The organism is Hypericibacter adhaerens (genome assembly GCF_008728835.1).
In the GTDB taxonomy this organism is placed as follows: domain Bacteria; phylum Pseudomonadota; class Alphaproteobacteria; order Dongiales; family Dongiaceae; genus Hypericibacter; species Hypericibacter adhaerens.
Window position 1 is genome coordinate 5,555,210 of record NZ_CP042582.1, and the last position, 24,711, is coordinate 5,579,920.

At 67.2% G+C, this 24,711-nt stretch carries 29 protein-coding genes; 6 read left to right on the forward strand and 23 right to left on the reverse strand.

Annotated elements, in window-relative coordinates:
• The first annotated feature begins 14 nt into the window (after positions 1-14).
• Complete coding sequence (locus FRZ61_RS24900) at positions 15-617, forward strand: ATP-binding protein (RefSeq protein WP_456077642.1); 603 nt, start codon at positions 15-17, stop codon at positions 615-617.
• Positions 618-633: 16 nt separating this feature from the next.
• On the opposite strand, the gene FRZ61_RS24905 is transcribed toward FRZ61_RS24900, so the two are convergent.
• The 5 genes from FRZ61_RS24905 to FRZ61_RS24925 all read right to left on the reverse strand — a co-directional run bounded on the left by FRZ61_RS24905 (position 634) and on the right by FRZ61_RS24925 (position 3,773).
• Positions 634-1,143, reverse strand: coding sequence for an OsmC family protein (locus FRZ61_RS24905; RefSeq protein WP_151120349.1), 510 nt, complete (start codon positions 1,141-1,143; stop codon positions 634-636).
• A 112-nt stretch (positions 1,144-1,255) separates the two neighbouring features.
• Positions 1,256-2,389: a DSD1 family PLP-dependent enzyme gene (locus tag FRZ61_RS24910; protein ID WP_225308996.1), complete on the reverse strand. Its 1,134-nt coding sequence runs from the start codon at positions 2,387-2,389 to the stop codon at positions 1,256-1,258.
• A gap of 48 nt (positions 2,390-2,437) precedes the next feature.
• A complete protein-coding gene (locus FRZ61_RS24915; protein ID WP_151120350.1) occupies positions 2,438-2,824 on the reverse strand; it encodes a histidine triad nucleotide-binding protein in 387 nt (128 codons plus the stop codon).
• Complete coding sequence (locus FRZ61_RS24920) at positions 2,821-3,168, reverse strand: phosphoribosyl-ATP diphosphatase (RefSeq protein ID WP_191909200.1); 348 nt, start codon at positions 3,166-3,168, stop codon at positions 2,821-2,823. The genes FRZ61_RS24915 and FRZ61_RS24920 overlap by 4 nt, the downstream gene beginning before the upstream one ends.
• 104 nt (positions 3,169-3,272) lie before the next feature.
• Positions 3,273-3,773 carry a MaoC family dehydratase gene (locus FRZ61_RS24925; protein WP_151120352.1) on the reverse strand — a complete coding sequence of 167 codons (501 nt, stop codon included), beginning with the start codon at positions 3,771-3,773 and terminating at the stop codon, positions 3,273-3,275.
• Positions 3,774-3,862: 89 nt separating this feature from the next.
• Between FRZ61_RS24925 and FRZ61_RS24930 the strand changes: the two genes are divergently transcribed.
• Positions 3,863-4,405, forward strand: a complete 543-nt coding sequence (locus FRZ61_RS24930) for a winged helix-turn-helix transcriptional regulator (protein ID WP_151120353.1) — start codon at positions 3,863-3,865, stop codon at positions 4,403-4,405.
• Positions 4,402-4,818 (forward strand): DUF2000 family protein, encoded by a 417-nt coding sequence (locus FRZ61_RS24935; RefSeq protein WP_225308997.1) that lies wholly within the window; start codon positions 4,402-4,404, stop codon positions 4,816-4,818. The genes FRZ61_RS24930 and FRZ61_RS24935 overlap by 4 nt, the downstream gene beginning before the upstream one ends.
• A gap of 4 nt (positions 4,819-4,822) precedes the next feature.
• Here the strand turns inward: FRZ61_RS24935 and FRZ61_RS24940 are convergent, their stop codons facing one another.
• From FRZ61_RS24940 to hisB, 7 genes are all read right to left on the reverse strand, one after another.
• Positions 4,823-5,500 (reverse strand): DUF6064 family protein, encoded by a 678-nt coding sequence (locus tag FRZ61_RS24940; protein WP_151120354.1) that lies wholly within the window; start codon positions 5,498-5,500, stop codon positions 4,823-4,825.
• Between the two features lie 15 nt (positions 5,501-5,515).
• On the reverse strand, positions 5,516-6,427 hold the full coding sequence (locus FRZ61_RS24945) for an aldo/keto reductase (RefSeq protein ID WP_318526356.1): 912 nt from the start codon (positions 6,425-6,427) through the stop codon (positions 5,516-5,518).
• 130 nt (positions 6,428-6,557) lie between these two features.
• On the reverse strand, positions 6,558-7,322 hold the full coding sequence (gene hisF, locus FRZ61_RS24950; RefSeq protein ID WP_151120356.1) for an imidazole glycerol phosphate synthase subunit HisF: 765 nt from the start codon (positions 7,320-7,322) through the stop codon (positions 6,558-6,560).
• On the reverse strand, positions 7,316-8,083 hold the full coding sequence (gene hisA / locus FRZ61_RS24955) for a 1-(5-phosphoribosyl)-5-[(5-phosphoribosylamino)methylideneamino]imidazole-4-carboxamide isomerase (protein WP_151120357.1): 768 nt from the start codon (positions 8,081-8,083) through the stop codon (positions 7,316-7,318). Before hisA ends, hisF begins: the two co-directional genes overlap by 7 nt.
• A gap of 265 nt (positions 8,084-8,348) precedes the next feature.
• Complete coding sequence (locus FRZ61_RS24960; RefSeq protein WP_151120358.1) at positions 8,349-8,867, reverse strand: GNAT family N-acetyltransferase; 519 nt, start codon at positions 8,865-8,867, stop codon at positions 8,349-8,351.
• A gap of 89 nt (positions 8,868-8,956) precedes the next feature.
• Complete coding sequence (gene hisH / locus FRZ61_RS24965) at positions 8,957-9,601, reverse strand: imidazole glycerol phosphate synthase subunit HisH (RefSeq protein WP_151120359.1); 645 nt, start codon at positions 9,599-9,601, stop codon at positions 8,957-8,959.
• On the reverse strand, positions 9,598-10,200 hold the full coding sequence (hisB, locus tag FRZ61_RS24970) for an imidazoleglycerol-phosphate dehydratase HisB (RefSeq protein ID WP_151120360.1): 603 nt from the start codon (positions 10,198-10,200) through the stop codon (positions 9,598-9,600). Before hisB ends, hisH begins: the two co-directional genes overlap by 4 nt.
• Positions 10,201-10,586: 386 nt before the next feature.
• On the opposite strand from hisB, the gene FRZ61_RS24975 reads away from it, so the two are divergent.
• Positions 10,587-10,904 (forward strand): hypothetical protein, encoded by a 318-nt coding sequence (locus FRZ61_RS24975; RefSeq protein ID WP_151120361.1) that lies wholly within the window; start codon positions 10,587-10,589, stop codon positions 10,902-10,904.
• Positions 10,905-11,426: 522 nt separating this feature from the next.
• Here the strand turns inward: FRZ61_RS24975 and FRZ61_RS26980 are convergent.
• From FRZ61_RS26980 to FRZ61_RS25005, 6 genes are all read right to left on the reverse strand, one after another.
• Complete coding sequence (locus tag FRZ61_RS26980) at positions 11,427-11,597, reverse strand: YegP family protein (protein WP_151120362.1); 171 nt, start codon at positions 11,595-11,597, stop codon at positions 11,427-11,429.
• Between the two features lie 542 nt (positions 11,598-12,139).
• Entirely contained in the window at positions 12,140-13,717 is a 1,578-nt protein-coding gene (gene serA, locus FRZ61_RS24985; protein ID WP_151120363.1) for a phosphoglycerate dehydrogenase, read from the reverse strand.
• A 36-nt stretch (positions 13,718-13,753) separates the two neighbouring features.
• A complete protein-coding gene (locus tag FRZ61_RS24990; protein WP_151120364.1) occupies positions 13,754-14,941 on the reverse strand; it encodes a phosphoserine transaminase in 1,188 nt (395 codons plus the stop codon).
• A 119-nt stretch (positions 14,942-15,060) separates the two neighbouring features.
• Entirely contained in the window at positions 15,061-15,954 is an 894-nt protein-coding gene (serB, locus tag FRZ61_RS24995) for a phosphoserine phosphatase SerB (RefSeq protein ID WP_151120365.1), read from the reverse strand.
• Between the two features lie 182 nt (positions 15,955-16,136).
• Positions 16,137-16,385, reverse strand: coding sequence for a DUF6471 domain-containing protein (locus FRZ61_RS25000; protein ID WP_151120366.1), 249 nt, complete (start codon positions 16,383-16,385; stop codon positions 16,137-16,139).
• A gap of 305 nt (positions 16,386-16,690) precedes the next feature.
• Positions 16,691-17,848: a 2'-deoxycytidine 5'-triphosphate deaminase gene (locus FRZ61_RS25005; RefSeq protein ID WP_151120367.1), complete on the reverse strand. Its 1,158-nt coding sequence runs from the start codon at positions 17,846-17,848 to the stop codon at positions 16,691-16,693.
• A gap of 380 nt (positions 17,849-18,228) precedes the next feature.
• Between FRZ61_RS25005 and hslV the strand changes: the two genes are divergently transcribed.
• Together hslV and hslU are read left to right on the forward strand one after the other, a co-directional pair.
• A complete protein-coding gene (gene hslV / locus FRZ61_RS25010; protein WP_151120368.1) occupies positions 18,229-18,807 on the forward strand; it encodes an ATP-dependent protease subunit HslV in 579 nt (192 codons plus the stop codon).
• Complete coding sequence (gene hslU / locus FRZ61_RS25015) at positions 18,804-20,156, forward strand: ATP-dependent protease ATPase subunit HslU (protein ID WP_151120369.1); 1,353 nt, start codon at positions 18,804-18,806, stop codon at positions 20,154-20,156. The genes hslV and hslU overlap by 4 nt, the downstream gene beginning before the upstream one ends.
• A 603-nt stretch (positions 20,157-20,759) precedes the next feature.
• Here hslU and FRZ61_RS25020 read toward each other — a convergent pair.
• From FRZ61_RS25020 to FRZ61_RS25040, 5 genes are all read right to left on the reverse strand, one after another.
• Positions 20,760-21,110: a helix-turn-helix domain-containing protein gene (locus tag FRZ61_RS25020; RefSeq protein ID WP_151120370.1), complete on the reverse strand. Its 351-nt coding sequence runs from the start codon at positions 21,108-21,110 to the stop codon at positions 20,760-20,762.
• The gene (locus FRZ61_RS25025; RefSeq protein WP_191909201.1) at positions 21,107-21,733 is read right to left on the reverse strand and encodes a Smr/MutS family protein; all 627 of its coding nucleotides are present in this window, start codon (positions 21,731-21,733) and stop codon (positions 21,107-21,109) included. The genes FRZ61_RS25020 and FRZ61_RS25025 overlap by 4 nt, the downstream gene beginning before the upstream one ends.
• The gene (locus FRZ61_RS25030; protein ID WP_151120372.1) at positions 21,714-22,406 is read right to left on the reverse strand and encodes a LutC/YkgG family protein; all 693 of its coding nucleotides are present in this window, start codon (positions 22,404-22,406) and stop codon (positions 21,714-21,716) included. Before FRZ61_RS25030 ends, FRZ61_RS25025 begins: the two co-directional genes overlap by 20 nt.
• Positions 22,407-22,589: 183 nt before the next feature.
• Positions 22,590-23,009 (reverse strand): DUF1036 domain-containing protein, encoded by a 420-nt coding sequence (locus FRZ61_RS25035; protein WP_151120373.1) that lies wholly within the window; start codon positions 23,007-23,009, stop codon positions 22,590-22,592.
• A gap of 168 nt (positions 23,010-23,177) precedes the next feature.
• Positions 23,178-24,659 (reverse strand): LutB/LldF family L-lactate oxidation iron-sulfur protein, encoded by a 1,482-nt coding sequence (locus tag FRZ61_RS25040; protein WP_151120374.1) that lies wholly within the window; start codon positions 24,657-24,659, stop codon positions 23,178-23,180.
• Positions 24,660-24,711: the final 52 nt, after the last annotated feature.

The window sequence follows — 24,711 nt, forward strand, 5'->3', positions numbered from 1 at the left end:
GCGCGCTCGAATCGCTGCGCCAGCCGCTCGAGACCGGCCGCGTCACCGTGGCGCGCGCGGCCGCGCATGTGACCTATCCCGCGCGTTTCCAGCTGATCGCGGCGATGAATCCCTGCCGCTGCGGCCATCTGGGCGATGGATCGCGCGCCTGCGGCCGCCAGCCCCGCTGCGGCCAGGATTACCAGGCGCGGCTCTCGGGCCCGCTCCTGGACCGCATCGATCTGGCGATCGAGGTGCCGGCCGTGAGCCCCGCCGACCTGACCCTGCCACCCTCGGCCGAGCGCAGCACCGATGTCGCGAAACGGGTCGCGGCCGCCCGTGCCTTCCATCGCGCCCGCGTCGAACAGCTCATGAGCGAGGCGAACGCGCCCACGCTTCCGCCGCCGCGCTGCAATGCCGAGCTCGATGGCGGCTGGCTCGAGGCGCTGGCCTCGCCCGACAGCGAGGGCCGCAAGCTCCTCGCCCAGGCGATCGAGCGCTTCCACCTCTCGGCCCGCGGCTATCACCGCATCCTCAAGCTCGCCCGCAGCTTGGCCGACCTCGAGGCCGAGCCCCAGATCCGCCGCGTGCATATCGCTGAGGCGCTGTCCTACCGGCAGATGCAGGCGGGACTCTAGAACCGAGCCGCGACCATCACGCCGCCTTCAGGCTCGTGTTGATGACGATCGTCGAGGTCAGCGTGCGATGCACCGGGCATTTGTTCGCGATCTCGAGCAGCCGCGCGCGCTGCTCCGCATCGAGCGCGCCGATCAGCTCGATGTCGCGGTCGATATGATCGACCAGGACCTCCTTGTCGGGGCAGTCGCGGCAATCCTCGCCATGGCGCTTGGCATGGACCAGGCGCACCACGACGCGCTCCAGCGGCCAATGCTTGCGCGAGGCATACATACGCAAGGTCATCGAGGTACAGGCGCCGAGCGCCATCAGCAGCAGATCGTACGGGCCGGGGCCGGCATCGCTGCCCCCGACCTCGACCGGCTCGTCGGCCTCCAGCACATGGCGGCCCGAGAACATGAGCTGATCGAAGCGGCCGCGGCCGCTGTCGGTGACGATGACGCGGCCGGGACCGGCTTCGGCCTCGGTCTGAAGCTGAAGCCGGTCGCGGTCGGCGAGAAGCGGGGCGTGGGCGGGGGCAGGGCTCATGGCGCGATCCTCCGGGACGTGAACGCCGCTCGATGAACGAGGCTCATCATAGATCGGCGGCATCCATCGGCAGCCTGGCGGCTGTAAGAAACCGCGGGCGGCGCGTAAGGCCTCAGCTGAAGGCGCCGCGCGCCTCGACCGGCCAGAGCGCCTCGACCTTGCCGTCGCGGATGCCGACCAGCCAGTCATGGAGATTGACGGTCGGATCGCAATGGCCGGGGATCAGCCGCAGCCGCTCGCCCAGCGCCGGCAGCACCGCCTCGGGCGAGGCGGGGAAGATCTGGCCATGCTCGTCGCTCGGCTGGTCGTAGCTGAGATCGGGGCGGCCGGCCACGGCCGGCATGCCGCTGTCGATGCCGTGCGACTTGTGGCCGGCATCGACCACCGCATGGCTCGCGCGCCGGCTCATCACGGTGGCGAGCAGGAACAGGCTGTTCTCGAAGGGCGGCAGCTCCGCCGCCCATTCGTTCATGCCATAGTCGCGATCCATGAAGATGTAGGAGCCCGGCTGGATCTCGTCGAAGACGCCGCTGGCGGCCTCGAGATAGAAGGTGCCGGTGCCGGCCCCGGTCACGATCAGCTTGCCCGCGCCGTGTTTCGTCAGGGCCTCGCGCAGCATCACCGTGCGGCGCACGGCGAGATCGATCGCGGCCTGCCGCTCTGTGGGGCGGCGCTTATGCTGCGCCGAGCCCTGATAGGCCTGGATGCCGGCGAGCCGCAGTTGGGCTGAGCCCGCGATCCGGTCCATGAGCCGCAGCCCGTCCTCGACCCGCTCGATCCCGCAGCGCCTTCCGCCGACATCGAGCTCGATATAGACGTCGATCGGCTGCGCCGCCTCCACCGCCGCCACGGCCAGCGCGTCCACCGCTTGCGGATCGTCGACGCAGATGCCGATGCGGGCCTTCGCCGTCAGCGCCACCAGCCGGCGCAGCTTCGAAGGCGTCACGATCTCGTTCGAGACGAGCACATCATCGACGCCGCCCCTGACGAAGGCCTCGGCCTCGGAAACCTTCTGGCAGCAGAGACCGATAGCGCCGGCCTCGACCTGCGCCCGCGCGATCGCGACGCATTTATGCGTCTTGCCATGGGGCCGCAGCCGCACGTTCTTCTCTTTCGCGAACGCCGCCATGCGCGCGAGATTGCGCTCGAAGGCATCGAGCTCGACCAGGAGGGCCGGCGTATCGATCGCCTCGACGGGATCGCCGAAGGCAGCGGGCGCGGTCCGGGCGATCGCAGGCAGCATCATGAGGGATCGGTGTTGGAGGACAGGCGGATCGTCGGTTGGCGCCGCGCGTCAGGCCTGCCGCTCGACCGCGATCATGCGGCCGAGCTTCTGGCCGCCGAAGATATGCACATGGAGATGCGGCACCTCCTGGTGCGAGTTCGGCCCGTGATTGGCGAGCAGGCGATAGCCGCTCTCGACCACGCCGAGCTTTTCCGCCGTCTTGCCGACGGCGCGGACGAAGCCCGCGATCTCCTGGTCGCCGGCCTTGGCCGCGAAATCGGCCATCGACACATAGGCGCCCTTCGGGATCACCAGCACATGGATCTTCGCCTGCGGATTGATGTCGTAGAAGGCGAGCGCGTGCTCGTCCTCATAGACCTTCTTGCAGGGGATCTCGCCGCGCAGGATGCGCGCGAAGATGTTGTGTTTGTCGTAGGCGGGAATGCCGGCGCTCATTTGATCTGACCTCTCGCCTTCTTCTCCTCGATCCCGGAGATGCCTTCGCGGGCGGCCAGGGTGTTCCAGACCTCACCGGGCTTCAAGCCCCGGTCGGCCCAGAGCACCAGCAGGTGATAGAGCAGATCGGCGCTCTCGGAGGCCAAATCCTTCTTGCGCCCGCGCACGCCCTCGATGACGGCCTCGACCGCCTCCTCGCCCAGCTTCTGGGCGATCTTGTCCGTGCCCCGGGCGAAGAGCCGGGCCGTGTTGGACTTGGACGGATCGCCCCCCTTCCGGCTCTCGATCACCTTGTAGAGCCGGTCAAGAACCGTTCCATCCAGGCTCGCCGAGCTGCGCGCCATGCCTTTCATCCTCCCCACCTAGGATGAAACGCACCCTACACCCCCAACATCTGGGGGGCAATGTCACGAAACCATCACAATTGGTGGAGGGGCCGAAGATTGGCTCAGACGGCCGGCTTGCCGGCCCGGGCCGGCAGGATCGCCACCCAGATTTGTGACATTACCGGCTGGTCGGCTTGGTTCTTCGTCACCACCCGCGAGATGAAGATGCCGCGATCGGGCCGCGTCCTGGAGGCGCGTTTTTCCAGCACCTCGCTCTCGGCATGGAGCCGGTCGCCGGCCCGGACCGGCCGCTCGAACTTGAGCTCGCGGATCTCGAGACCGATCAGCGGCGTCGACCCCAAGGGCTTCGCGTCGACCATCAGGCGGAAGGTGACGCAGGCGGTCTGCCAGCCGCTGGCGATCAGCTCGCCGAAGAAGCTCGGGGCGGCCGAGGCCTCGTCCAGATGCATGGGCTGCGGGTCGTACTGGCGGGCGAAGGCGACCAGATTCTCGCGCGTCACCTCGAACTCGGCGCTGCGCACCCGCTCCCCGACCGCCACATCCTCGAAATAGCGCGGCTGGTCGCCGCCGATGACGGCGCCTGAAGACCCGGTTTCGGCCATGATGCCTTCTCCCTTCCGGTCGATGGTCCGGCGCAGCTTAGCCGCTTTGCCCGCTCGACAATACTTCAGTTTCTGAAGTATCAATGATCATGCGTCTTTCACATATCGGCGAGGCCACCTGTTCCGTCGCCCGGGCGCTGGGCGCCATCGGCGATGCCTGGACCCTGCTGATCCTGCGCGAGCTGTTCCTGGGCCAGCACCGCTTCGAGGGGTTCCAGGCCCAGACCGGCATGGCGCCCCATCTTCTCTCGCGCCGCCTCGCCAAGCTGGTCAAGGAGGGTATCGTCACCCGCACCGCCTATCGCCAGCGCCCGGCCCGCCATGAATACCGCCTGACCGAGAAGGGCCGCGACCTCCATGCCGTCGTGGTCTCGCTCGCCCGCTGGGGCGATCGCTGGGCCTCGGGGGCCGAGGGGCCGCCTTTGACCCTGATCCACAAGGCCTGCGGCCAGGAGACGAGCCCGGTCCTCACCTGCTCGGCCTGCGGCGAGCGGGTCGGCCCCCACGATCTGCGCGCCCGCATCGGCCCCGCCATGCGGGCCGAGCGCGAGGCCAGGCGCGACCGCTTCCTCGCCCGCACCCGCAAGCCCTCGCGCCAAGCCGCGACCGAAACGGAGCCCTCCGCCTCATGAGCATGACCTTCGATACCAAGATCGCCGTGGTGCTGCGCGACGATCTGCCGGTCTGGCAGAAGCTCAATGTCACGGCCTTCACCGTCAGCGGCATCGCGGCGAAGGTCGCGGACGTCACCGGCGAACCCTACGAGGACGGTTCGGGCAACCGCTACCTGCCGATGTTCAAGCAGCCGGTGCTGGTCTTTGCCGGCGATGCGGCCTCGATCCGGCGCGCCTATGAACGGGCGCGCGAACGCAACCTCGAGTTCTCGCTCTTCACCGAGGAGCTCTTCGCCACCGGCAACGACATCGACAACCGCGCGGCCATGAAGGCGGTGCCCGAGGCGGATCTGCGCATCGTGGGCCTGGCGCTGCGCGCGGAGAAGAAGACCGTCGACAAGGTGCTCAAGGGCCTGTCGCTGCACCGGTGAGGAATCACTCCGGCGCCGACGTGACCGCCGCGAAGCGGAACAGGCCGGCGAGCGCCAGCAGGACCGACAGGAGCGGAAGCCAGGCCTGCGTCTCGCCCATCGTGCCCAGCGTGGCCGCGCTGAACAGCAGCCAGAGCAGCGGGATGGGAAAGAGCAGCCCGAGCAGCCGGCCGCGCGCGGCCAGCAGAAATCCCAATGTCGCGATCGCGGTGGGATCCGGCGCAAGGCCGAAAATCTCCGCTTCCGGCCAAGCCCGTCCGAAGACTGCCGGCAGGAGGGGATAGGCGACCACCCCGAGGAAAGCCAGCAGAAGGCCGATGCCGCGGGGAACGCCGCCACGGTCGAAAGCGAGACCGCCCCAGGCGGTGCCGGCGATCAGCAGCAGCGCCGCCTCGAGCAGGAAGAGCGGCGCCACATAGTCGATCGCCCAGTTGATGGCCGCGTAACGGCTCCACAGAAACGACCAGCCGACGAACAGCCAGATCGCCGCGAGCAGGGGCGGAATCGCGCTGGCATAGCTCGAGGATCGCCGGAGCACGAGAACAAGGATCGCGGCCGCGACCGCGAGCATCGGCAGATGCAAGGGCCAGAGCGCTTCGTTCTGCAGCTCGAACAGGCGCCAATAGGCGCGCGGGGAGAAGAGCAGGAAGTCTTGCGGCCGGTAGCTCCACCATTCTGACATCAGAGACCGCGATGCTCAGAGATCGCGGACATAGGCGGCCATGCGCTCGCGCTGCGCCGTATCCGGCATCGGTCCCGAGGCGGCGGCCAGGTTCTCGCGCACATGATCGGCCCGCGAGGTGGCCGGGATCGCGACTGTGACGGCCGGATGCGAGATGATGAATTTGAGGAGGAACGGTGCCCAGCCCGTGGCGCCGATCTCGGCGGCCCAGCCCGGCAAGGGCTTGCCCTCGAGCTCTTGCGTCAGCGCGCCGCGCTGGAAGGGACGGTTGACGATCACCGCCATGCCGCGCTCGGCCGCGAGCGGCAGGAGCCGCTCCTCCGCCTCGCGATCGACGATGTTGTAGGTGAACTGCACGAAATCGAGCGGCTGGCTGCGCATGACCTGCTCGAAGAGATCGTGGCGCCGGCCTTCCGAGGTGGTGATGCCGACATAGCGGAGCTTGCCCGCCGCCTTCATCTCGAGCAGCAGCGGCAGATGCGCTTCCCAGGCCAGCAGGTTGTGCACCTGGAGCAGGTCGAAGCGCTCGACGCCCCAGAACCGGCGCGACCGCTCGATCTGGGCGGGCCCGTCCCCGGCCGAGGAGGTCCAGACCTTGTCCGCCGCGAACAGCGCCGGGGGCCGCCCGAGCTTGTCGAGCCCATGGCCGATGACGGGCTGGGAGGAGCCATACATGGGCGAGCTGTCGATCAGCCGCCCGCCCGCCTCGAAGAAGGCGCCCATCACCCCGGCACATTCATCCCGGAGCTCGGGATCGTCGCCGACATTGAAGGTGACCCAGCTGCCGAGCCCCACCGCCGGAATCGTCTCGCCGGTCGAAGGAATTGGACGCATCGCCGGGCTTGCGGGCTGGCCGAACGCCGCGACCGGCAGAAGCCCGGCCGCCGCCGTCGCGGCAGCGCCTTGCACGAATCTGCGGCGCGTCATCCTCATGCCTGCCTCCCGGGTTCGACCTGGATCGCTCCCTCCGTTCTATTTCGGGACGGCTTCGGCCCGCGCCAAGGGCGCGCTCAATTCATCGTGGGGCGAAGCTTGTGGCGCGAAGCGCGGGCGGGTTTCAGCCGATCGGGCGGATCGCGACGCCGCCGGCGGCGAGCGCCGCCTTGGCCTGCGCGATCGAGTAAGTACCGAAATGAAAGATCGAGGCCGCCAGCAGCGCGCTGGCATGACCCTCGCGCACCCCGGCCACCAGATGATCGAGCGTGCCCACGCCGCCGGACGCGATCACCGGCACCGTCACGGCATCGCTCACCCGGCGCAGCAGGCCCAGATCGTAGCCCTGCTTGGTGCCGTCGCGGTCCATCGAGGTCAGTAGGATCTCGCCGGCACCCGATTCCGCCATGCGCCGGGCCCATTCGACCGCGTCGAGACTGGTCGGCTTGCGGCCGCCATGGGTATAGACCTGCCACTTCCCAGGCCCGTCGGCCTTGGCGTCGATCGCGACCGTCACGCATTGCGCGCCGAACTTCTCCGCCGCCGCCGTCACCAGCGCCGGATTCTCGACCGCCGCGGTGTTGACCGAGACCTTGTCGGCACCCGCCAGCAGCAATTTGCGGAAATCCTCGACCTGGCGCACGCCGCCGCCCACCGTCAGCGGCATGAAGACCTCGGCCGCCGTGCGCGCCACCACGTCGAGGATGATCGCGCGCTCCTCGTGGCTCGCCGTGATGTCGAGGAAGCAGAGCTCGTCGGCGCCAGCCTTGTCATAGGCGCGCGCCTGCTCGACCGGATCGCCGGCATCGATCAGGTCGAGGAACTTCACGCCCTTGACCACGCGGCCCGCATGCACGTCGAGGCAGGGGATGATGCGGGTCTTCAGCATAGCTGGGTCTTCCTCGGATCGCGTTCCGGCGACTGGCGGCGCGCGGAGGCCAGAAGCGCCAGCGCCTCGCCGAGATCGAGCCGCCCGTCATAGAGCGCGCGGCCGGCGACGACGCCGGCGATGTCGCCCGCGGCCAGAAGCCGGCGCAAATCCTCGAGCCCCGCCACGCCGCCCGAGGCGATCACCGGAATCCGCGTGCGCCGCGCGAGCGCCGCCGTCGCCTCGACATTGACGCCCTTGAGCAGCCCGTCGCGATCGATGTCAGTGTGGATGATGGCGGCGACGCCGGCATCCTCGAAGCGCGCGGCGAGCTCCTCGACCGTGAGCGCGCTGGTCTCGGCCCAACCCTCGACCGCGACGAAGCCGCCCTTGGCATCGATGCCGACGGCGACGCGTCCCGGAAAGAGCCGGCAGGCCTGGCGCACCAGATCGGGATCGCGCACCGCGACCGTGCCCAGGATCACCCGCGACAAGCCGCGCGCGAGCCAGGCCTCGATCGCGGCCAGATCGCGGATGCCGCCGCCGAGCTGGCAGGGGCGGTTGGCGGCTTCGAGGATCGCCTCGACCGCGGCGCCGTTGACCGCGCGGCCGGCGAAGGCGCCGTCGAGATCGACGATATGGATCCATTCGGCGCCGGAAGCGGCGAAGCGGCGCGCCTGGTCCGCCGGGTCGGGGTTGAACACGGTCGCCTGCGCCATGTCGCCCTGGCGCAGCCGCACGCATTGCCCGTTCTTGAGATCGATCGCGGGGTAGAGGATCACCGGCGGCCTCGAACTGTTTTTCTTTCCTCTACGCTAAAGCGAGCGCGAGGCCACATCGTCAAAGGTGGGCGCGTTCTCTCTTTCGTCATCCTCGCGAAGGCGGGGATCCATGAACAGCCGTCGAGCAAGACGGGGCAGAATCCTGCGTTCATGGATGCCGGCCTAAAGCCGGCATGACAAAGAGGGCCAGCCCTCACTTCGACCTTGTCTCCCGCTTCGCGAACGAAGAGGGAAGAGACAGGCTTTGTGATCTCGAGGCCCGAACTCACACCAGATCCTTGTAGAAGAACAGACCTGCCACGCTCTTGCCCTGGACCTTGGCGTAGTGCGGGTGCGTGCCCCAATGCACATAGCCCAGCGACTGATAGAGCTGGATCGCGGCCTCCTGGCTTTCGCGCACGTCGAGGTTCAGCACCTGCGCGCCGATCTCGCGCGCGGCCTCCTCGACCGCGACCAGGATCGCCTTGGCGAGGCCGTGGCCGCGCGCCCAGGGCGCCACGAAATGCGTCGTCATGGTCGCCCAATGGGCCTGGGCCTCGTTGTTCTTGCCGGGCCGCAGGAGCTGGGCCGAGCCGACGATGGTGTTGTCGAGCCGGCCGACGAAGAGCCGCCGCTCCGGCACCAGCAGCACGCCCTTCCAATAGGCCTCCATCACCTCGCGCGTCGGCGGTGTCAGCCAGCCGAAACCGCCGCCGGCGCGGATGCCGTCCTCGGCCGCGTCGCAGAGATCGGCGAGATCCGTGCCAGAATATTTCTTGAGCAGCTCGACGGCGGTCTTGGCCATGGCGATGTTCCCCGAAGGGGCTCCCGAGGGATACGATTCTCGTTCAGCGATTGGGCGTTCAGGGCCGATCCTGGGTCGCCGATCGTGACTCAGGGTCTCCAGGCAAGGAAGTTGGCCAGAAGCTGGAGGCCCAAGGCCTGGCTCTTCTCCGGATGAAACTGGGTTCCCACCATATTCTCCCTTGCGACGGCGGCCGTCACCGGCCCGCCATAGTCGCAAAGGGCGAGCAGGTCGGCCGGGTTCTCGGCGGCCAGGTGATAGCTATGCACGAAATAGGCGTGCGATCCGGTGACAAGGCCGGCAAAAACCGGATGCGGCCGGAGAATCTCCAGCTCGTTCCATCCCATATGGGGAACCTTGAGCCGCGTTCCATCGCGCCCGGCTCCCGGCTCGAGCAGCCGGACCTCGCCCGCGATCCAGCCCAGGCCCGGCGTCACGCCGAACTCGCGGCCCGCCGTCGCCATGAGCTGCATGCCGACACAGATGCCGAGGAAGGGCTTGGCCTGACGGCGCACGGCGTGCTCCAGACCCTCGAGCATGCCCGGCCGCGCCGCGAGGCCCGCCTTGCAGTCGGCGAAGGCGCCCACGCCCGGCAGCACGATATGGGTCGCCCGGTCGAGCGCGTCGGCCTCGGCCGACACCTCGATGCGGGCGCCGGCCGGCGCCGCGCGCTCCAACGCCTTGGCCGCCGATCGGAGGTTGCCCGAGCCGTAATCGACGATGACCGCCTTCACGTGAGCGAGCCGCCCAGCACGCCTTTGGTCGAGGGCACCTCGCCCGCCTTGCGCGGATCGATCGCGACCGCGGCCCGGAGCGCGCGCGCCAATCCCTTGAAGCAGCTCTCGACGATATGGTGGTTGTTCTCGCCGTAGAGATTCTCGATATGGAGCGTCAGGCCCGCATGCTGGGCGAAGGCCTGGAACCACTCCTTGAAGAGCTCGGTATCCATCTCGCCCAGCTTCGGCTTCGAGAAATTCACCTTCCAGATGAGATAGGGCCGGTTCGAGGCGTCGAGCGCCACGCGCGTGAGCGTCTCGTCCATCGGCACCGTGGCCTCGCCCCAGCGCGCGATGCCGCGCCGCTCGCCCAGCGCCTTGGCGACCGCCTCGCCCAACACGATGCCGCTGTCCTCGGTGGTGTGGTGGAAATCGATATGGAGGTCGCCCTTGGCCTTCAGCGTGATGTCGATCAGGCTGTGGCGGGCGAGCTGGTCCAGCATATGATCGAGGAAGCCGATGCCGGTCGAAATGTCCGACCGGCCCTGGCCGTCGAGGTCGATCTCGGCCTCGATCTGGGTTTCCTTGGTCTTGCGCGAGACGCTGGCGCGGCGCATGGGCCCCACCTCCTTCAAGGATGGCAACGCGGGCTTGGCCGGGACCCTGGAGGGCGACCCGGCGCGGGCCGACTTTTAGCAGCAACCTCCCCGGGGTGCCAGCCCGCGGAACCCCGCCCGACCGGTCCCGGGCCGCACCCGGGAGAATGTCTTAACAGATTGACCGGCGGACCCATTTCAGGCCCGCCGGGTGGCGGCCCGTGGCAACGATCTGTCATCCGCGACGATCGCGCGCTTCTTCATGGGCTTCGGGTTGAACCGGCGGTGCCAGCCCTCACCTCTTGAAGCTCGATGTGACGAAACCCTCGGGCCGCTGGCTCCGACCGCCCTCCCTGCGGGTGGCAGGCCCTCCCACCAGCCAGACTCGAAGCTCACGGAGGCACATCATGAGACTTTCACCCACCCAGGTTCAGCGCATCCAGGTCGAGATGAACGCGGAGGCGATCCCTGAGCAGCATGCGATCACGCCCGATCTGCAGCGCACCTTCGGCGATCACACCTTCTTCCTCGATGGCGAGGGCCTCGCCATCGTCGAGGCCTCGGCCGAGGACAGCCATGTCGGCAACGTCGTCAAGGTGGCGCGCTGGGCCGATGCCGACCACACCACGCTCAAGATCCAGACGCCGCAGCCGACGCCGCTCCAGGTCGAGCTCGACCGGGAGGACGATCAGGAAACGCCGGCGGCCCGTTGCTCGCGACGATAGGGAGCGGATAGCTTCACGGTCCCGGCAGTTTTCAGTTCAGGCTCGGTAATCATAAGGTCCGCATCCTGTACCCCCGGACTTAACTCGGGGTACAGGGCAGGTTGATCGAGGTAGCGAGGATAGCGACTCGGACGTTTCGCGAATCGGATTCGCCTCGCCTTAAGTGTTTTCTTTGTCCGGACGACGCACGGTGATGATGCCCTTGGCCAGCGCGTCTCGGATTCCTGCCTCAATCAATGTGCGTGCTACATCAGAAGGCGTTTTTCCATACGCTCCGGTATCTGCAAGGTCTTGCAGATACTTATGGGTGATTGGCGGCAACCGAGGTTCAGTTTTTTTATTCGCCATCCCCGAATATTAACACGCCATCGCACTCAATTGGCGGCCAATTGGCCGCCAATTGGCTGCCACAACGCCTTGACCGTAAGCGATGATTGACACAACATATGGGTGTAAAAAAGCCGGCGGGCAGTTGCCGCTGCCCGCCGGTCACCGAATCTTCGCCTAGCTCAGAGGGGTCGTTCAGCTCTCATAGATCGGAGCGTTGGACGACCCCTTGTTGAGACTGATTCCGGCCAAACAATCGGCCTTGTTCACATAGCCTTCGCCAGAATCCGAAACGATTTGGCCGTTCCCAGCCTTCAGACGCCAGCGCCAGTAGCCTTGGGAGTCACGGTATAGTTGGTAGTACATGTTGGTAGGCTCCTTTGAGGGATAGGGAACATAGGACGTTCCTAATCCGCTACACCTACGGCGGTGCAGAGTGGGGCCTAGAGCTTCCAGCTCGGAGCCTTGAGGATGCGAAAGCCAGGCTTGAGCGCCTATCCTACGCAACCATAGACGGTGAACTGGTATTAACGCTTCCGGCCGCCATTGGTCCGCTTGCCGCGGTAATCGCCAAAATCCGGAACGCCCTTCAAGCTGCCTTGCCTCCAAAACGGCGGAGAGCACGACGCGGTTATTGAATTGGTACAATCCGAACGTGTCAATAGCTGGGTTGTCCCCATTTTCCCCACACAATTACTAGTAGCTAGCCCGATATCTATCAGGCACAGGTTTTTCTGCTATACCTATGGTATAGTAGAGTAATTTTCAGAAAAAATTTTCTGCCGCAGTCTAAGATTCAGCGCGCATTTAAAAGTTATCCACATTATTCACAATAACGCACTTCTAGAGTCAGGATTGATTCTGACCCGAATAGTGATTTTGAGAGACGCAACCCTTCCGCTGCTTGCCTAGAACGCCAGCGCCGTCGCCTGCACCACGTCGGGGATCTCGCGGATGCGGGCGAGGAGGGCGTCGCTCAAGGGCTCGTCCACTTCGATGAGGGCGATCGCGTCCTCGCCGGGCGCGCGGCGGCCGAGATGGAAGGTCGCGATATTGACGCCTTCGGTGCCGAGCAGCGTGCCGAGGCGGCCGATGAAGCCAGGCTTGTCGCGGTTGGTCACATAGAGCATGTGCCTTCCGAGCTCGGCCTCGACGGCGATGCCCTTGATCTGCACGAGGCGCGGCTTGTCGCCGCCGAAGAGCGTGCCGGCCACGTCGCGGCTCTGGCGGTCGGTGGTGACAGTGAGCCGGATCAGCGTCTGGTAGTCGCTGGGCCGGCTGTGCTTGACCTCGCTCACCTCGATATTGCGCTCGCGCGCGATCACGGGCGCATTGACCATGTTGACGCTGTCGAGCAGCGGCCCCAGCAGGCCCGCCAGCGCCACCGCCGTCAGCGGCCGGGTGTTGAGTTCGGCCGCCTGGCCCTCATATTCGATCGTGATCGCCTTCAGCCCTGAACGCGTGAGCTGGCCCGCGAAGGAGCCGAGCTGCTGCGCCAGCTTCATATAGGGCCTGAGCTTGGGCGCCTCCTCGGCCGTGACCGAGGGCATGTTGAGCGCGTTGGTGACGGCGCCGGTCAGAAGGAAATCGGCCATCTGCTCGGCCACCTGGAGCGCCACCTTTTCCTGCGCTTCGGCCGTCGAGGCGCCCAGATGCGGCGTCGCCACCAGCTTGTCGGAGCCGAAGAGCTGATTGCTCTTGGCGGGCTCGACCGCGAACACGTCGAGCGCGACACCGGCGATCTGGCCCGAGGCCAGGCCCGCCTTCAGATCCTCCTCCACCACCAGTTCGCCGCGCGCGCAATTGATGATACGCACGCCGGGTTTCATCCTGGCGATGGCGGCGGCGTTGATCATATGCCGCGTGCCGTCGGTCAGCGGCGTGTGCAGCGTGATGAAATCGGCACGGGCGAAGAGCTGGTCGAGCTCGACCTTCTCGACATTGAGATCCCGGGCGCGGTCGTCGGAGAGGAAGGGATCGAAGGCGATCACCTTCATCTTCAACCCGTGGGCGCGGTCGGCCACGATCGAGCCGATATTGCCGCAGCCGACGATGCCCAGCACCTTGCCCATCAGCTCGACGCCGACGAAGCGCGACTTCTCCCATTTGCCGGCCTGGGTCGACTGGTCGGCGGCCGGGATCTGGCGCGCGAGGGCGAACATCATGGCGATCGCATGCTCGGCCGTGGTGACCGAGTTGCCGTGCGGCGTGTTCATCACCACGATGCCGCGCTGGGTCGCGGCCGGCACGTCGATATTGTCGACGCCGATGCCGGCGCGGCCGATCACCTTGAGCGTCTTCGCCGCGGCGATGATCTTGGCGGTCGCCTTGGTGGCCGAGCGCACGGCGAGCCCGTCATAATCGGCGATGATCGATTCGAGATCGGCGGGCGTAAGCCCCACCTTCACGTCGGCTTCGATGCCGCGCTCGCGGAAGATCTCGGCGGCGCGCGGGCTCAGATCGTCGGCAATCAGTACGCGGGTCATGATGCTGCCTCGCGGGATCGAAAAAGAGGTGGAGGCTCAGTGCGCTTCGGCGCGCAAGCTGGCATAGGCCCAGTCGAGCCAGGGGAAGAGCGCGTCGAGGTCGGCGGTCTCGACCGTGGCGCCGGCCCAGATGCGCAGGCCCGACGGCGCGTCGCGATAGGCGCCGATATCATAGGCGGCACCCTCGGCTTCGAGCTTGTCGGCGAGCGCCTTCGCGGTCTTGGCCTGCTGCTCGGCCTCGAGCTCCCAGAACCAGGGATCGACCAGCCGCAGGCAGACCGAGGTGGGCGAGCGCGTGGCCGGATCCTCGGCCAGGAAATCGACCCAGTCGCTGCGCTCGACCCAGCGCGCGATCGCGTTGAAGTTGGCCTGGGTGCGGACCATCAGCGCCTTGAGGCCGCCGACCTGCTCGGCCCATTTCAGGGAATCGATCGCGTCCTCGGTCGCGAGCAGCGAGGGCGTGTTGATGGTGTCGCCCTTGAAGAGCCCCTCGTTGAGCTTGCCCTTCGATGTCATCTGGAAAATCTTCGGCAGCGGCCAGGCGGGCTTGTGGCTTTCGAGCCGCGCCACGGCGCGCGGGCTCACCACCAGCATCCCGTGCGCCGCCTCGCCGCCCAGCACCTTCTGCCAGGACCAGGTCACGACATCGAGCTTCTCCCAGGGCAGCTCCATGGCGAAGACGGCCGAGGTCGCGTCGCAGATGACGAGCCCCTCATGGGTCGCCGGGATCCAGTTGCCGTCGGGCACGCGCACGCCCGAGGTGGTGCCGTTCCAGGTGAAGACGACGTCGCGCGCGAAATCGACGGTGCGCAGATCGGGCAGCCGGCCGTAGGGCGCCTCGAGCTTGCGCACATCGGTCAGCTTCAGCTGCTGCACCACATCGGTCAGCCAGCCCTTGCCGAAGCTTTCCCAGGCCAGCATGTCGACGCCGCGCGCGCCCAGCAGCGACCAGAGCGCCATCTCGACCGCGCCCGTGTCGGAGCCCGGCACGATGGCGATCCGGTACTCCTTGGGGATGCCGAGGAGCGCGCGGCTGCGGTCGAGCACCTCGGCGAGCTTGGCCTTGCCGGCCTTGGCCCGGTGCGAGCGGCCGAGACAGGCTTGGCTCAGCGCCGCCACCGACCAGCCCGGCCGTTTGGCGCAGGGACCCGAGGAGAAATGCGGGCGCTGCGGCAGGCGGGCGGGCTTCGCAAGGGCGGATGTGGCAGCCGGGGCGGTCGTCATGGCCAGGCCTGTGATCCTCTCGTTCCGGGACGGCGGCGCGCGGGCGGCATCGCCGGCGAAACCCTCGTCCGCAAAATCAGGGGGAGCGAGAGTAACGCATCCCTCCGATCTGCAAAGCGCTACTCGCGGAATTCATTCGCATGGTAGCCCTGCAGATAGAGCAGCCCGGTGAGGTCGGCATGATCAAGGCGGAATTTCGCCGCAGCGGCGACCGCGGGCTTGCCGCGGAAGGCGACGCCGAGGCCGGCCGCCAGCAGCATAGGAATGTCGTTGGCACCGTCTCCCACCGCCGCGGCCTCGCCGGCACCGATGCCGCGCGCATCGGCGATCTCCAGCAGTGAAGATTTTTTCGCGGCAGGATCGAGAATGGGCTCGGTGACGCGGCCGGCGAGCGTCCCGCCTTCGATCACGAGATGGTTGGCGCGATCCTCGTCCATGCCGACAAGTTCGGCGGCAAGGCGCGTGAAGCGGTCGAAGCCGCCGGAGACGAGCGCGGTATAGGCGCCATGAGCGCGCATGGTCTGCACCAGCGCCCGCGCGCCCGGCGTCGGCTCGATGAGATCGGCGACGCGATCGAGCAGCGAGGCGGACAGGCCCTTCAGCAGCGCCACGCGCTCGCGCAGCGACTGCGCGAAATCGATTTCACCGCGCATCGAGCGCTCGGTGATGGGGATGATGCGGGGACCCAGCCCCGTCATCGCCGCCAGCTCGTTCAGGAGCTCGCGCGTGATGATGGTCGATTCCATGTCGGCGACGAGCAGCTTCTTGCGCCGGTTCTGAGCCGGTTGGGCGGCGAGATCGAAGGCCGACCCCGCGAACCGCGACCGCAAGGCGCGCTCCGCGACGGCCGGATCGGCGCCCTCGAACCGCAGGTCGAAGGCCTGGCCCGGCGCCAGCCAGTCGACGGCGTCCGGCGTGGCATTGATCTCGCGCAGCCCCTCGCGCGCGGCGGCCAGCGCCTCGTCGGCGAGGCCGCCTGGCGCGGCGGCGATGAGGGTCAGGACGGAGGGCAAGAGAGGCTCGCTTTCTGAATCACGGTCGTTCCGTAGTTCCCTCCGTCACCCCCGCCCATTCGTCACCCCCGCGAAAGCGGGGGGTCCACGTCAAAGCCCGGTGACCTGGATCAGGATGGATCCCCGCTTTCGCGGGGATGACGGTGGGGGCGGGCAGCACGGGGAACGCAGCTTGCCGGCTCCTACGCATCGTCGATGCGCAGCTTCTTCGCGCCGATCGCGGCGAGGCACTGGATCAGGAACACGGCGGTGAAGCTGCCGCGGGCGATCTTGTTGGCGATGTTGCGCTCGTTCTCCTTGACGCCCAGCGGCTCCAGAAGCCGCGCCAGCTCCCGGTAGCCGATGTTCCGGCGCTTGAGCTCGGCCTTGAGCATGCCCTTCACCCGCGCCGCCCAGTCGACCGGTTTCGGTTCCTTGCCTTCTTTCGCCATGACCCGCGTCCCGTCCGATCGAATATCATCAGATTCGATGTTTTCATCCCGGTGAGTTATTCATACCATCGAGGATTGGATAGGAAAACATCAAATTCGATGATGGATGAGAAGTAAATTGGAGCCCAATCTTCCATCCTACTGGCACGCAGCGGCCGAGCCCTCTTATCCCATTGATTTTTCTAGAGGGGAATCCACCACCGTATGGGAGCAAATACCGCCAGATACAGTGTATTCGTCACGGTAACTTTTCTTCTCCATCACCAAACAAGACGCTAACGCATCGAATTCGATGATGCCGGCACCTACCGCCAGGGCTTGAAATGCTTCGCCAGCGTCAGGCCCTGGTTCTGGTAATGCGAGCCGAGCTCGCGGCCATAGAGCTTCTCGGGCTCGGCCATCAGGCGCTCATAGCGCAGCCAGCCGACGATCTGCTCGTGCTCGAGGATGAAGGGCACCTCGTGCGAGCGCACCTCGAGCACGGCCTTGGTGCCGCCGCCCTTGGCGTTGTGGAAACCGAATCCGGGGTCGAAGAAGCCGGCATAGTGGACGCGGAACTCGCCCACCATCGTGTCGTAGGGGACCATCTCGGCCGCATGGTCGGGCGGCACGGTGACGCCCTCCTTGGTGGCGAGGATGTAGAAATCGTCGGGATTGAGGATGATGCCGCGGCTGGGCTTGTCCTTGGGCTTGGCGTAGATCGGATCCCAGAAGTCGCGGGGATCGAGCTCGCCCTTGCGGTCGATGTCGATCACGTCGGCATGGCGCTTGGCGCGGAAGCCGACAAGCCCCGTCGCGGGATCGCCCGAAAGATCGAGCGTCAGCCCGAGATTGTCCTCGCGGAGCGTGACCCGGTCGGGCGTGTCGACCAGCGGCACCTGCTCGTGCAGGCGGCGCAGCGCCGCACCGCTCGTGGGCGGCGAGCCGCGGCGCAGCCGCAGCTGGTTGAGCCGCGAGCCCTGGCGCACCAGCACCGAGAAGGTCTTGGGCGCGATCTCGGCATAGAGCGGGCCGCGATAGCCGGGCTCGATCCTGTCGAACGCGACCGCGCCGTCGGTGATGAGGCGCGTGAAGATGTCGAGGCGGCCGGTCGAGCTTTTGGGATTGGCGAAGGCCGAAAGCCGCGAGCCCAGCGCCACATGCTCCAGGAGCGGCACCACATAGACGCAGCCGCGCTCCAGCACGGCGCCCGCGCGCAGGTCCACCGGATACATGCCGATCGCCTCGATCTTCGACATCACCGTCGTGTCGGGTCCCGGCAGGAAGGAGGCCGGCACGCGGTAGGCGGTAGGCCCCAGCCGCAGATCGAGGCTCGCCGGCTGGAGCTGGTCCTCGTCGATCGCGACCAGCGCGTCGATCTCGCGATCGCGCACCAGCTCGCGGATCGACTGATAGGGAAGGATGCCGGTGGAGAAGGCGGGCTTGCCGCCGGTCTCGGCCGGTTCGGCCTGGAACAGGGCCATGGGCGGGATCCGTGCCTTTGTCTATTTAGCCGGCCGGCCTCGATCGTCGGTCGGCGCCGGGCCGGGGAAGCCGGAAATACCAACGAAATGTTGGGTTCGGCCGGACACTAACAAGGGAACCGGGGCCGCCCAAGCGTGAAAACCGCCCCCCGGAGCCCCGGGCTCCGCCCCCTGCTTTATCCCCAATCGAATTCCCACCTAATATATTGATCTATAGACATTTATGATCTTATCCCCGCCACCTTGGCGAGGCTCGCCGCCAATTGTCCACATGACCCCGGCAGGCTCCTCCCCGGAAGACGCTGTCCATCCGCGAGCCGGTGTCGCATAACCGGCCCCTCATGCTTGCCAGCCTCAGGCCCACCCCCCATTTGAGCGCCATGTCATTCGATAACCCCGCGGGCTCTTCCCCCTCCGCTTCCTCCTCCACGCTCTGGCACGGCACCACGATCCTCGCGGTGCGCAAGAACGGCGCTGTCGTGATCGGCGGCGACGGCCAGGTCAGCTTCGGCAACACCGTGATGAAGTCGAACGCCAAGAAGGTGCGACGGCTGGGCCAGGGCCAGGTCATCGCCGGCTTCGCCGGCGCCACCGCCGACGCCTTCACGCTGTTCGAGCGGCTCGAGGCCAAGCTCGAGCAGCATCCGGGCCAGCTCACGCGGGCCTGCGTCGAGCTCGCCAAGGACTGGCGCACCGACCGCTATCTGCGCCGCCTCGAGGCGATGATGGCCGTCGCCGACAAGAGCGTGAGCCTGGTGCTGACCGGCAACGGCGACGTGCTCGAGCCCGAGGACGGCATCATCGGCATCGGCTCCGGCGGCACCTTCGCGCTGGCCGCGGCCCGCGCGCTCTTCGACCGGTCCGAGCTCGACGCCGAGGCGATCGTGCGCCGCTCGATGGAGATCGCGGCCGACATCTGCATCTACACCAACCGCAATCTGACGATCGAACGGCTATGAACGTGCAAAACCGGAATCCCCAGCCCGAAACCCCGACGCAGGGCGCCAGCAATTTCAGCCCGCGCGAGATCGTCTCCGAGCTCGACCGCTATATCGTCGGTCAGCAGGAGGCCAAGCGCGCGGTCGCGATCGCGCTGCGGAACCGCTGGCGGCGCCAGCAGCTCCCGCCCGAGCTGCGCGAGGAGGTGCTGCCCAAGAACATCCTCATGATCGGGCCGACCGGCGTCGGCAAGACCGAGATCGCGCGGCGTTTAGCGAAACTCGCACAAGCTCCATTCCTGAAAGTGGAGGCGACCAAGTTCACCGAGGTGGGCTATGTCGGCCGCGATGTCGAGCAGATCGTGCGCGACCTGATCGAGATCGGCATCTCGATGACCAAGGAGCGGCTGCGCCGCGACGTCGCCGCCAAGGCCGAGGTGCTGGCGGAGGAGCGCGTGCTCGACGCGCTGGTGGGCGAGGGTGCCTCGGCCGAGACGCGCGCCAAGTTCCGCAAGATGCTGCGCCAGGGCGAGCTCAACGACCGCGAGATCGAGATCAAGGTGAAGGAAACCGGCGGCATGCCGACCTTCGAGATTCCCGGCATGCCGGGCGCCCAGGTCGGCATGGTCAATCTCGGCGAGATGCTGGGCCAGGCCTTCGGCGGCCGCGCCAAGAAGCGCAAGACGACGGTCGCGGAATCCCACGGCATCCTGATGGCCGAGGAGAGCGACAACCTGCTCGACCAGGACAAGGTCGTGCAGGAAGCGATCCAGTCGGTCGAGCAGAACGGCATCGTCTTCATCGACGAGATCGACAAGATCTCGGCGCGCTCCGAGCGCGCCGGCGCCGATGTCAGCCGCGAGGGCGTGCAGCGCGACCTGCTGCCGCTGATCGAGGGCACGACGGTGGCGACCAAGCATGGCCCGGTGCGCACCGACCATATCCTCTTCATCGCGTCGGGCGCCTTCCACCTGGCGAAGCCCTCGGACCTGCTGCCCGAGCTGCAGGGCCGGCTCCCGATCCGCGTCGAGCTCAAGGCGCTCACCCGCGACGACATGAAGCGCATCCTGGTCGAGCCGGAAGCGAGCCTCATCAAGCAATACAAGGCGCTGCTCAAGACCGAGGAGGTCGAGCTCGATTTCACCGAGGACGGCATCGACGCGCTGGCCGACCTCGCCGCCGAGATCAACGGTTCGGTCGAGAATATCGGCGCGCGCCGCCTCCACACCGTGATGGAGCGCGTGCTCGAGGAGATCAGCTTCACCGCCACCGACCATCCCGGCGCCGTGCTGCAGATCAACGCCGACTATGTCCGCGACCGCCTCGCGCCCTTGGCCAAGAACGCGGATCTGAGCAAGTTCATTCTGTAGCCTCGCGTCATCGTCATCCTGGCGAAGGCCAGGATCCATGAACACCCATCGAGCAGGGTTGAGTAAGGCTCGTGTTCATGGATGCCGGCGAAGGAGCGTGTGAAGGAATCGGCGATGCCAAAGAACTCTCTCGCCCCCTCCCCTTGCGGGAGGGGGTAGGGGGAGGGGCGATGCCGTGCGAGATCCTGGCAAATAAGCGGAGCCTGATCTGCTCGGGCTCGCTCGCTTGGCGCCCTGTCTGGGCCTTCTGTCTCCAGAGCGGTGATTGATCGCAGGGATGCCCCCAGCTGCGTCCGTGGCACCCCTCCCCCCAACCCCCTCCCGCAAGGGGAGGGGGCTTGAGTGTTTGCTACGCCCTTGCGTGGTGCTCTCGATTTCTTCACGCGCTCGAAGGCCGGCATGACGGAAAGCATGCAGCCCCCCTTTTCCCGTCACCCCCGCGCCCGGGTCCGGCCGTAGGCCGGCCCAAGCGTAAACTCCAGCGGGGGTCAAGCTCGATCCAGCGCCGCAAGCTGAAGGGTGGATCCCCGCTTTCGCGGGGATGACGTTTGAAGGGCGCGGGTGACAGTGAGGCGGTGAGCATGTGAATGCGTCGCGAACGCCTCACCCCTCGAGCTTCTTCCTCAACGCTGCGATTGTCGCTTCGTCGAGCGCGCCGATCGTCTCCGCCAACCGGTTCGCGAGCTCGGTCGCGGCGGGCGAGAGCCCCGACGTGTCGATCGTCACGCGCGGGTCGGAGATCTGCGCCAGGCGCTTCAGCTCGTCGACATCGTCCCAGGCGAGGTTGAAATAGGCCGCGATCTGCTGCACCAGGCCCGAGGAGGGCTTGCCGCGATGGCCATGCTCGAGCGCGGAGAGATAGGCCGAGCTGACTTTCAGCGCCGCCGCCATATCTTTCAGCGTGCGCTTGCGTTCGGCGCGCAGGCTCCGCAGCCGCTGGCCGAAGGGCGTCATGGCGCGCGCTTGCGCTTGAGGAGCGCATAGAGCGCACCGGCACCGCCATGGCGGGCCTGCGCCTGCGCGAAGGCGAGGAGATGGCGGCGCATCGCCGGCTCGTTGAGCCAGCGCGGCACGGAATCGCGCAGCACGCCCCAGCCCCCCGCCCCCTTGCCGGTCACGATCAGCACGCAGCGCTTGCCACTCTCGGCGGCCTTGGCGAGAAAGGCCTGCAGCCGGTCATGCGCCTCGGCTTGCGTGAAGCCGTGGAGATCGATCTTGGCGTCGATCGCCATCTCGCCGCGCTTGAAGCGCTCGCCGGTGCGCTTGTCGAGATCGGCGATGCGGCCGGTCTCGAGCGTCGGCGCTTTCGGCGGCGGAGGCGGTGGCAGCACCACGGGACGGCCTTTGCTCTTTGCGTCCTTGCCCCTTTCGTCATCCCCGCGAAAGCGGGGATCCATGGTGCCGTCCCCGCCTGTCGAAGCATGGGCCCCCGCTTTCGCGGGAGTGACGGCCGAAGCGGGGGTGACGGTGGGAGTGGCGGCAGGTGCCACGCGTTTCTTGCGCGCGATGGGCTTCGTGCCCTGCATCGCCTCGCGGAACAGGGCCTGCTCGTCGGCGCTAGGCTTGCGTGTCGTCATCGACCAGGAGCACATGCAGCCGGCGCGGCCCGTGCGCGCCCAGCTGCGGCACGAGCCCGATATCGGCGCTGCGCGAGGGGCCCGTCACCAAGTTGACCGTGCGCGGCAGGAGGCCGCCGCCGGTCGCGGCGCGGAGCCGCGCCCAGGCCTCCTCGAAGGGTCCCACCAGCCGCGACAAAGGCAGCAGCACGATGCAATCGTCGGGCAGGAAGTTGAGCGTGGTCGGCGTCTCGGGGCCGGCGGTCAGCATCAACGTGCCGGTCTCGGCGATGCCGGCGAAGGCCGCGGTAAGCGCCACCAGATCGCTGCCGTCGCTGGGACCGGATGAGAGCTTCAGCAGCGGCTCCTTCGACCAGTCGATCTGCTGTGTGAGCATCGGCGCCGGCGCCAGCTTGAGCGCGGCCGGCAGGTTGTGGCGCGCCAGATAGCGCGCGACGGCGCCCGGCACCTGGTCCAGCGAGCCCAGCCGCTCGACCGTGCCGGCGACACCCTGGAGCTTGGTGCTGAAGAGGCCGATCAGCCCCTCGCGATCGAGCCGCGTGCGCGCGGGGACGGGGCCGGGCGCATGGGCCGCGAGGCGCGCCTCGATATCGGCCGCCGCCGCCGGCGCCAGCGCGTCGCGTTTCAGGGCGCGGCGCAACCGTCCCAGGATCTCCGCGCGCGCGTCGCTCATGCCACTTCCGTCTTCACGCTCGAACGTCATCCTGAAAAAAACACGCCGGCGTCGGGGGCCCCAGCGCCGGCGATGATACGACTCCGCTCCGTTCCTGCCGATCCTCTGTCATCGGCAGCCTTCATCCCGGGATCCGGGATCGGTCCGCCGACAGGCGGGCGCGATCCCGGTCGCCGACAAGGATTAGTCGGTCAGGTCGGTCGTCCAGTCGCGGTTGTCGCCCACATCGACCTCGAAGAAATTGATCGAGTAGTAGCCGCGCGACTTGCAGTCCGAATCGCCCGTGATCGTGAACTCGTTGTCCGTGGCGCAGAACGGGAAATTGCCGTCCCAGAAATAATCGCGATCCACCGACTCCGCATAGACGTAGTATTTCTTCTGATCCAGGTTGGCCTTGTAGACGGTGGCGCAGCTGCCCTTCTCGAGCGTCCACCAGCCTTCCGAGGTCCAGGCCTTCTGGCCGGCGTCCCAATAGCCGAACGCGGCATAGACCTTGTAGGAGCTCTTGTTGCAGATCAGATAGTCGGCATGTGCCGGCGTGGTCGCGAACGTCATCCAGGCTGCGGCAACCGCCAGCCCCAGCCATTTCACCCAACGCATCATTGTCACTGTCTCCCCACTCGCTTCGCCCACGAAGCGTCCGCCTCTAATTTTCAACGACCGGCGGCCGAAAAACAATCGCCTCGCGGAGGATTTGGGGACCGGGCGGCGAGGCGGTGTCCCCGGGGAAACCGCCCGGTGGGCGGGACTTCCTGGGAACCCGGTCCGGGGTCAGGCCCGGCGGCGGCGCCATTGCTCCAGGAAGGTCCGGCCGCTGGCGGCCGGGAAATCCCGGGTGCCGGTCCAGGCCTTGCCTAAGGGGAGATGCCGGATCCGGCCGGTGGCCGGGCGGCGCAGCAGCCGCGCCGCGGCCGCCATGACCCAGCGGTAGGTCCGGGGATGCCGGGCCAGCCAGGCCCAGGCCTTGATCCCCCAGCGTTCCCGGGCCGGCGCCAGGTGGCGCTCGAAGCTGCGCTCGCGCCAGAGCCGCAGCATCTTGGGCAGGGGAATCTGCATCGGGCAGACGCTCTCGCAGCGCCCGCAGAGGGTGGAGGCGTTGGGCAGGTCCTTGGACTGGTCCAATCCGAACAGGGCCGGGGTCAGGACCGAGCCGATCGGGCCGGGATAGACCGAGCCGTAAGCGTGGCCGCCGATGGCGTGATAGACCGGGCAATGGTCCATGCAGGCGCCGCAGCGGATGCAGCGCAGCATGTCCTCGAACTCGGTGCCCAGCACCCCGCTGCGGCCGTTATCGAGCAGGATGACGTGATACTGGCCGGGCCCGTCCAGGTCCGTCGCCCGCCTCGGGCCGGTCGAGACCGTGGTATAGACCGACATCTCCTGGCCCGTGGCCGAGCGCGCCAGCACCCGGAAGATCGTGGTCGCGTCCTCGAGCGTCGGCACCACCTTCTCGATCCCGGCCAGCACGATATGGATCTTGGGCAGGGTCTGGGTCAGGTCGCCATTGCCCTCGTTGGTGACGATGACGCTGGAGCCGGTCTCGGCGATCAGGAAATTGGCGCCGGTGATGCCGACGTCGGCCGCGAGGAAGCGGGCACGCAGCTTGCCGCGCGCCTCGGCCAGCATCGAGGTGATCTCGGTCAGCGGGCGCTGCGGGTCGAGATCCTTGTGATGGGCGCGGAAGGTGTCGGCGACCCCCTCCTTGCTGACATGGATGGCGGGCGCGATGATGTGGCTCGGCGTCTCGCCCCGGAGCTGGATGATGTATTCGCCGAGGTCGGTCTCCACGGGCAGGATACCGTTGGCCTCGAGATGATGGTTGATGGCGATCTCCTCGCCCACCATCGTCTTGCCCTTGGTGACGCTGCGCGCGCCGACGCTGCGGCAGATCGCCAGCACCGTGTCGCGCGCCTCGGCCGCGTCGTTGCACCAATGGACCTGGCCGCCGGCCGCCTTGACCCGGGTCTCGAAACGTTCGAGGTAATAGTCGAGGTTGGCGAGCACATGCTGCTTGATCGCCTTGGCGCGATCGCTGATCGCCATGAACTCGGGCAGCCCCTGGCGCGCCCGGTCGTTGCGGCCCTTGAAGGCGCCGCGCATCTCCTCCAGCGCCACCTGCAGCTGCGCGTCATGCAGCGCCAGATCGGCATTGTGCTTGAACTGGCGGCTGGCGCCGTGCCCGACCGCCGAGGGGCTGCGCGGCCCTTGGGTCGGATCGGAGAGGGTGACGATGGGGGGCACGGATGCTTCCATAGCGAGCGATCCTAGCCCGTGTGGGCTTTTGGAAGATACTCTGGATTGCAGG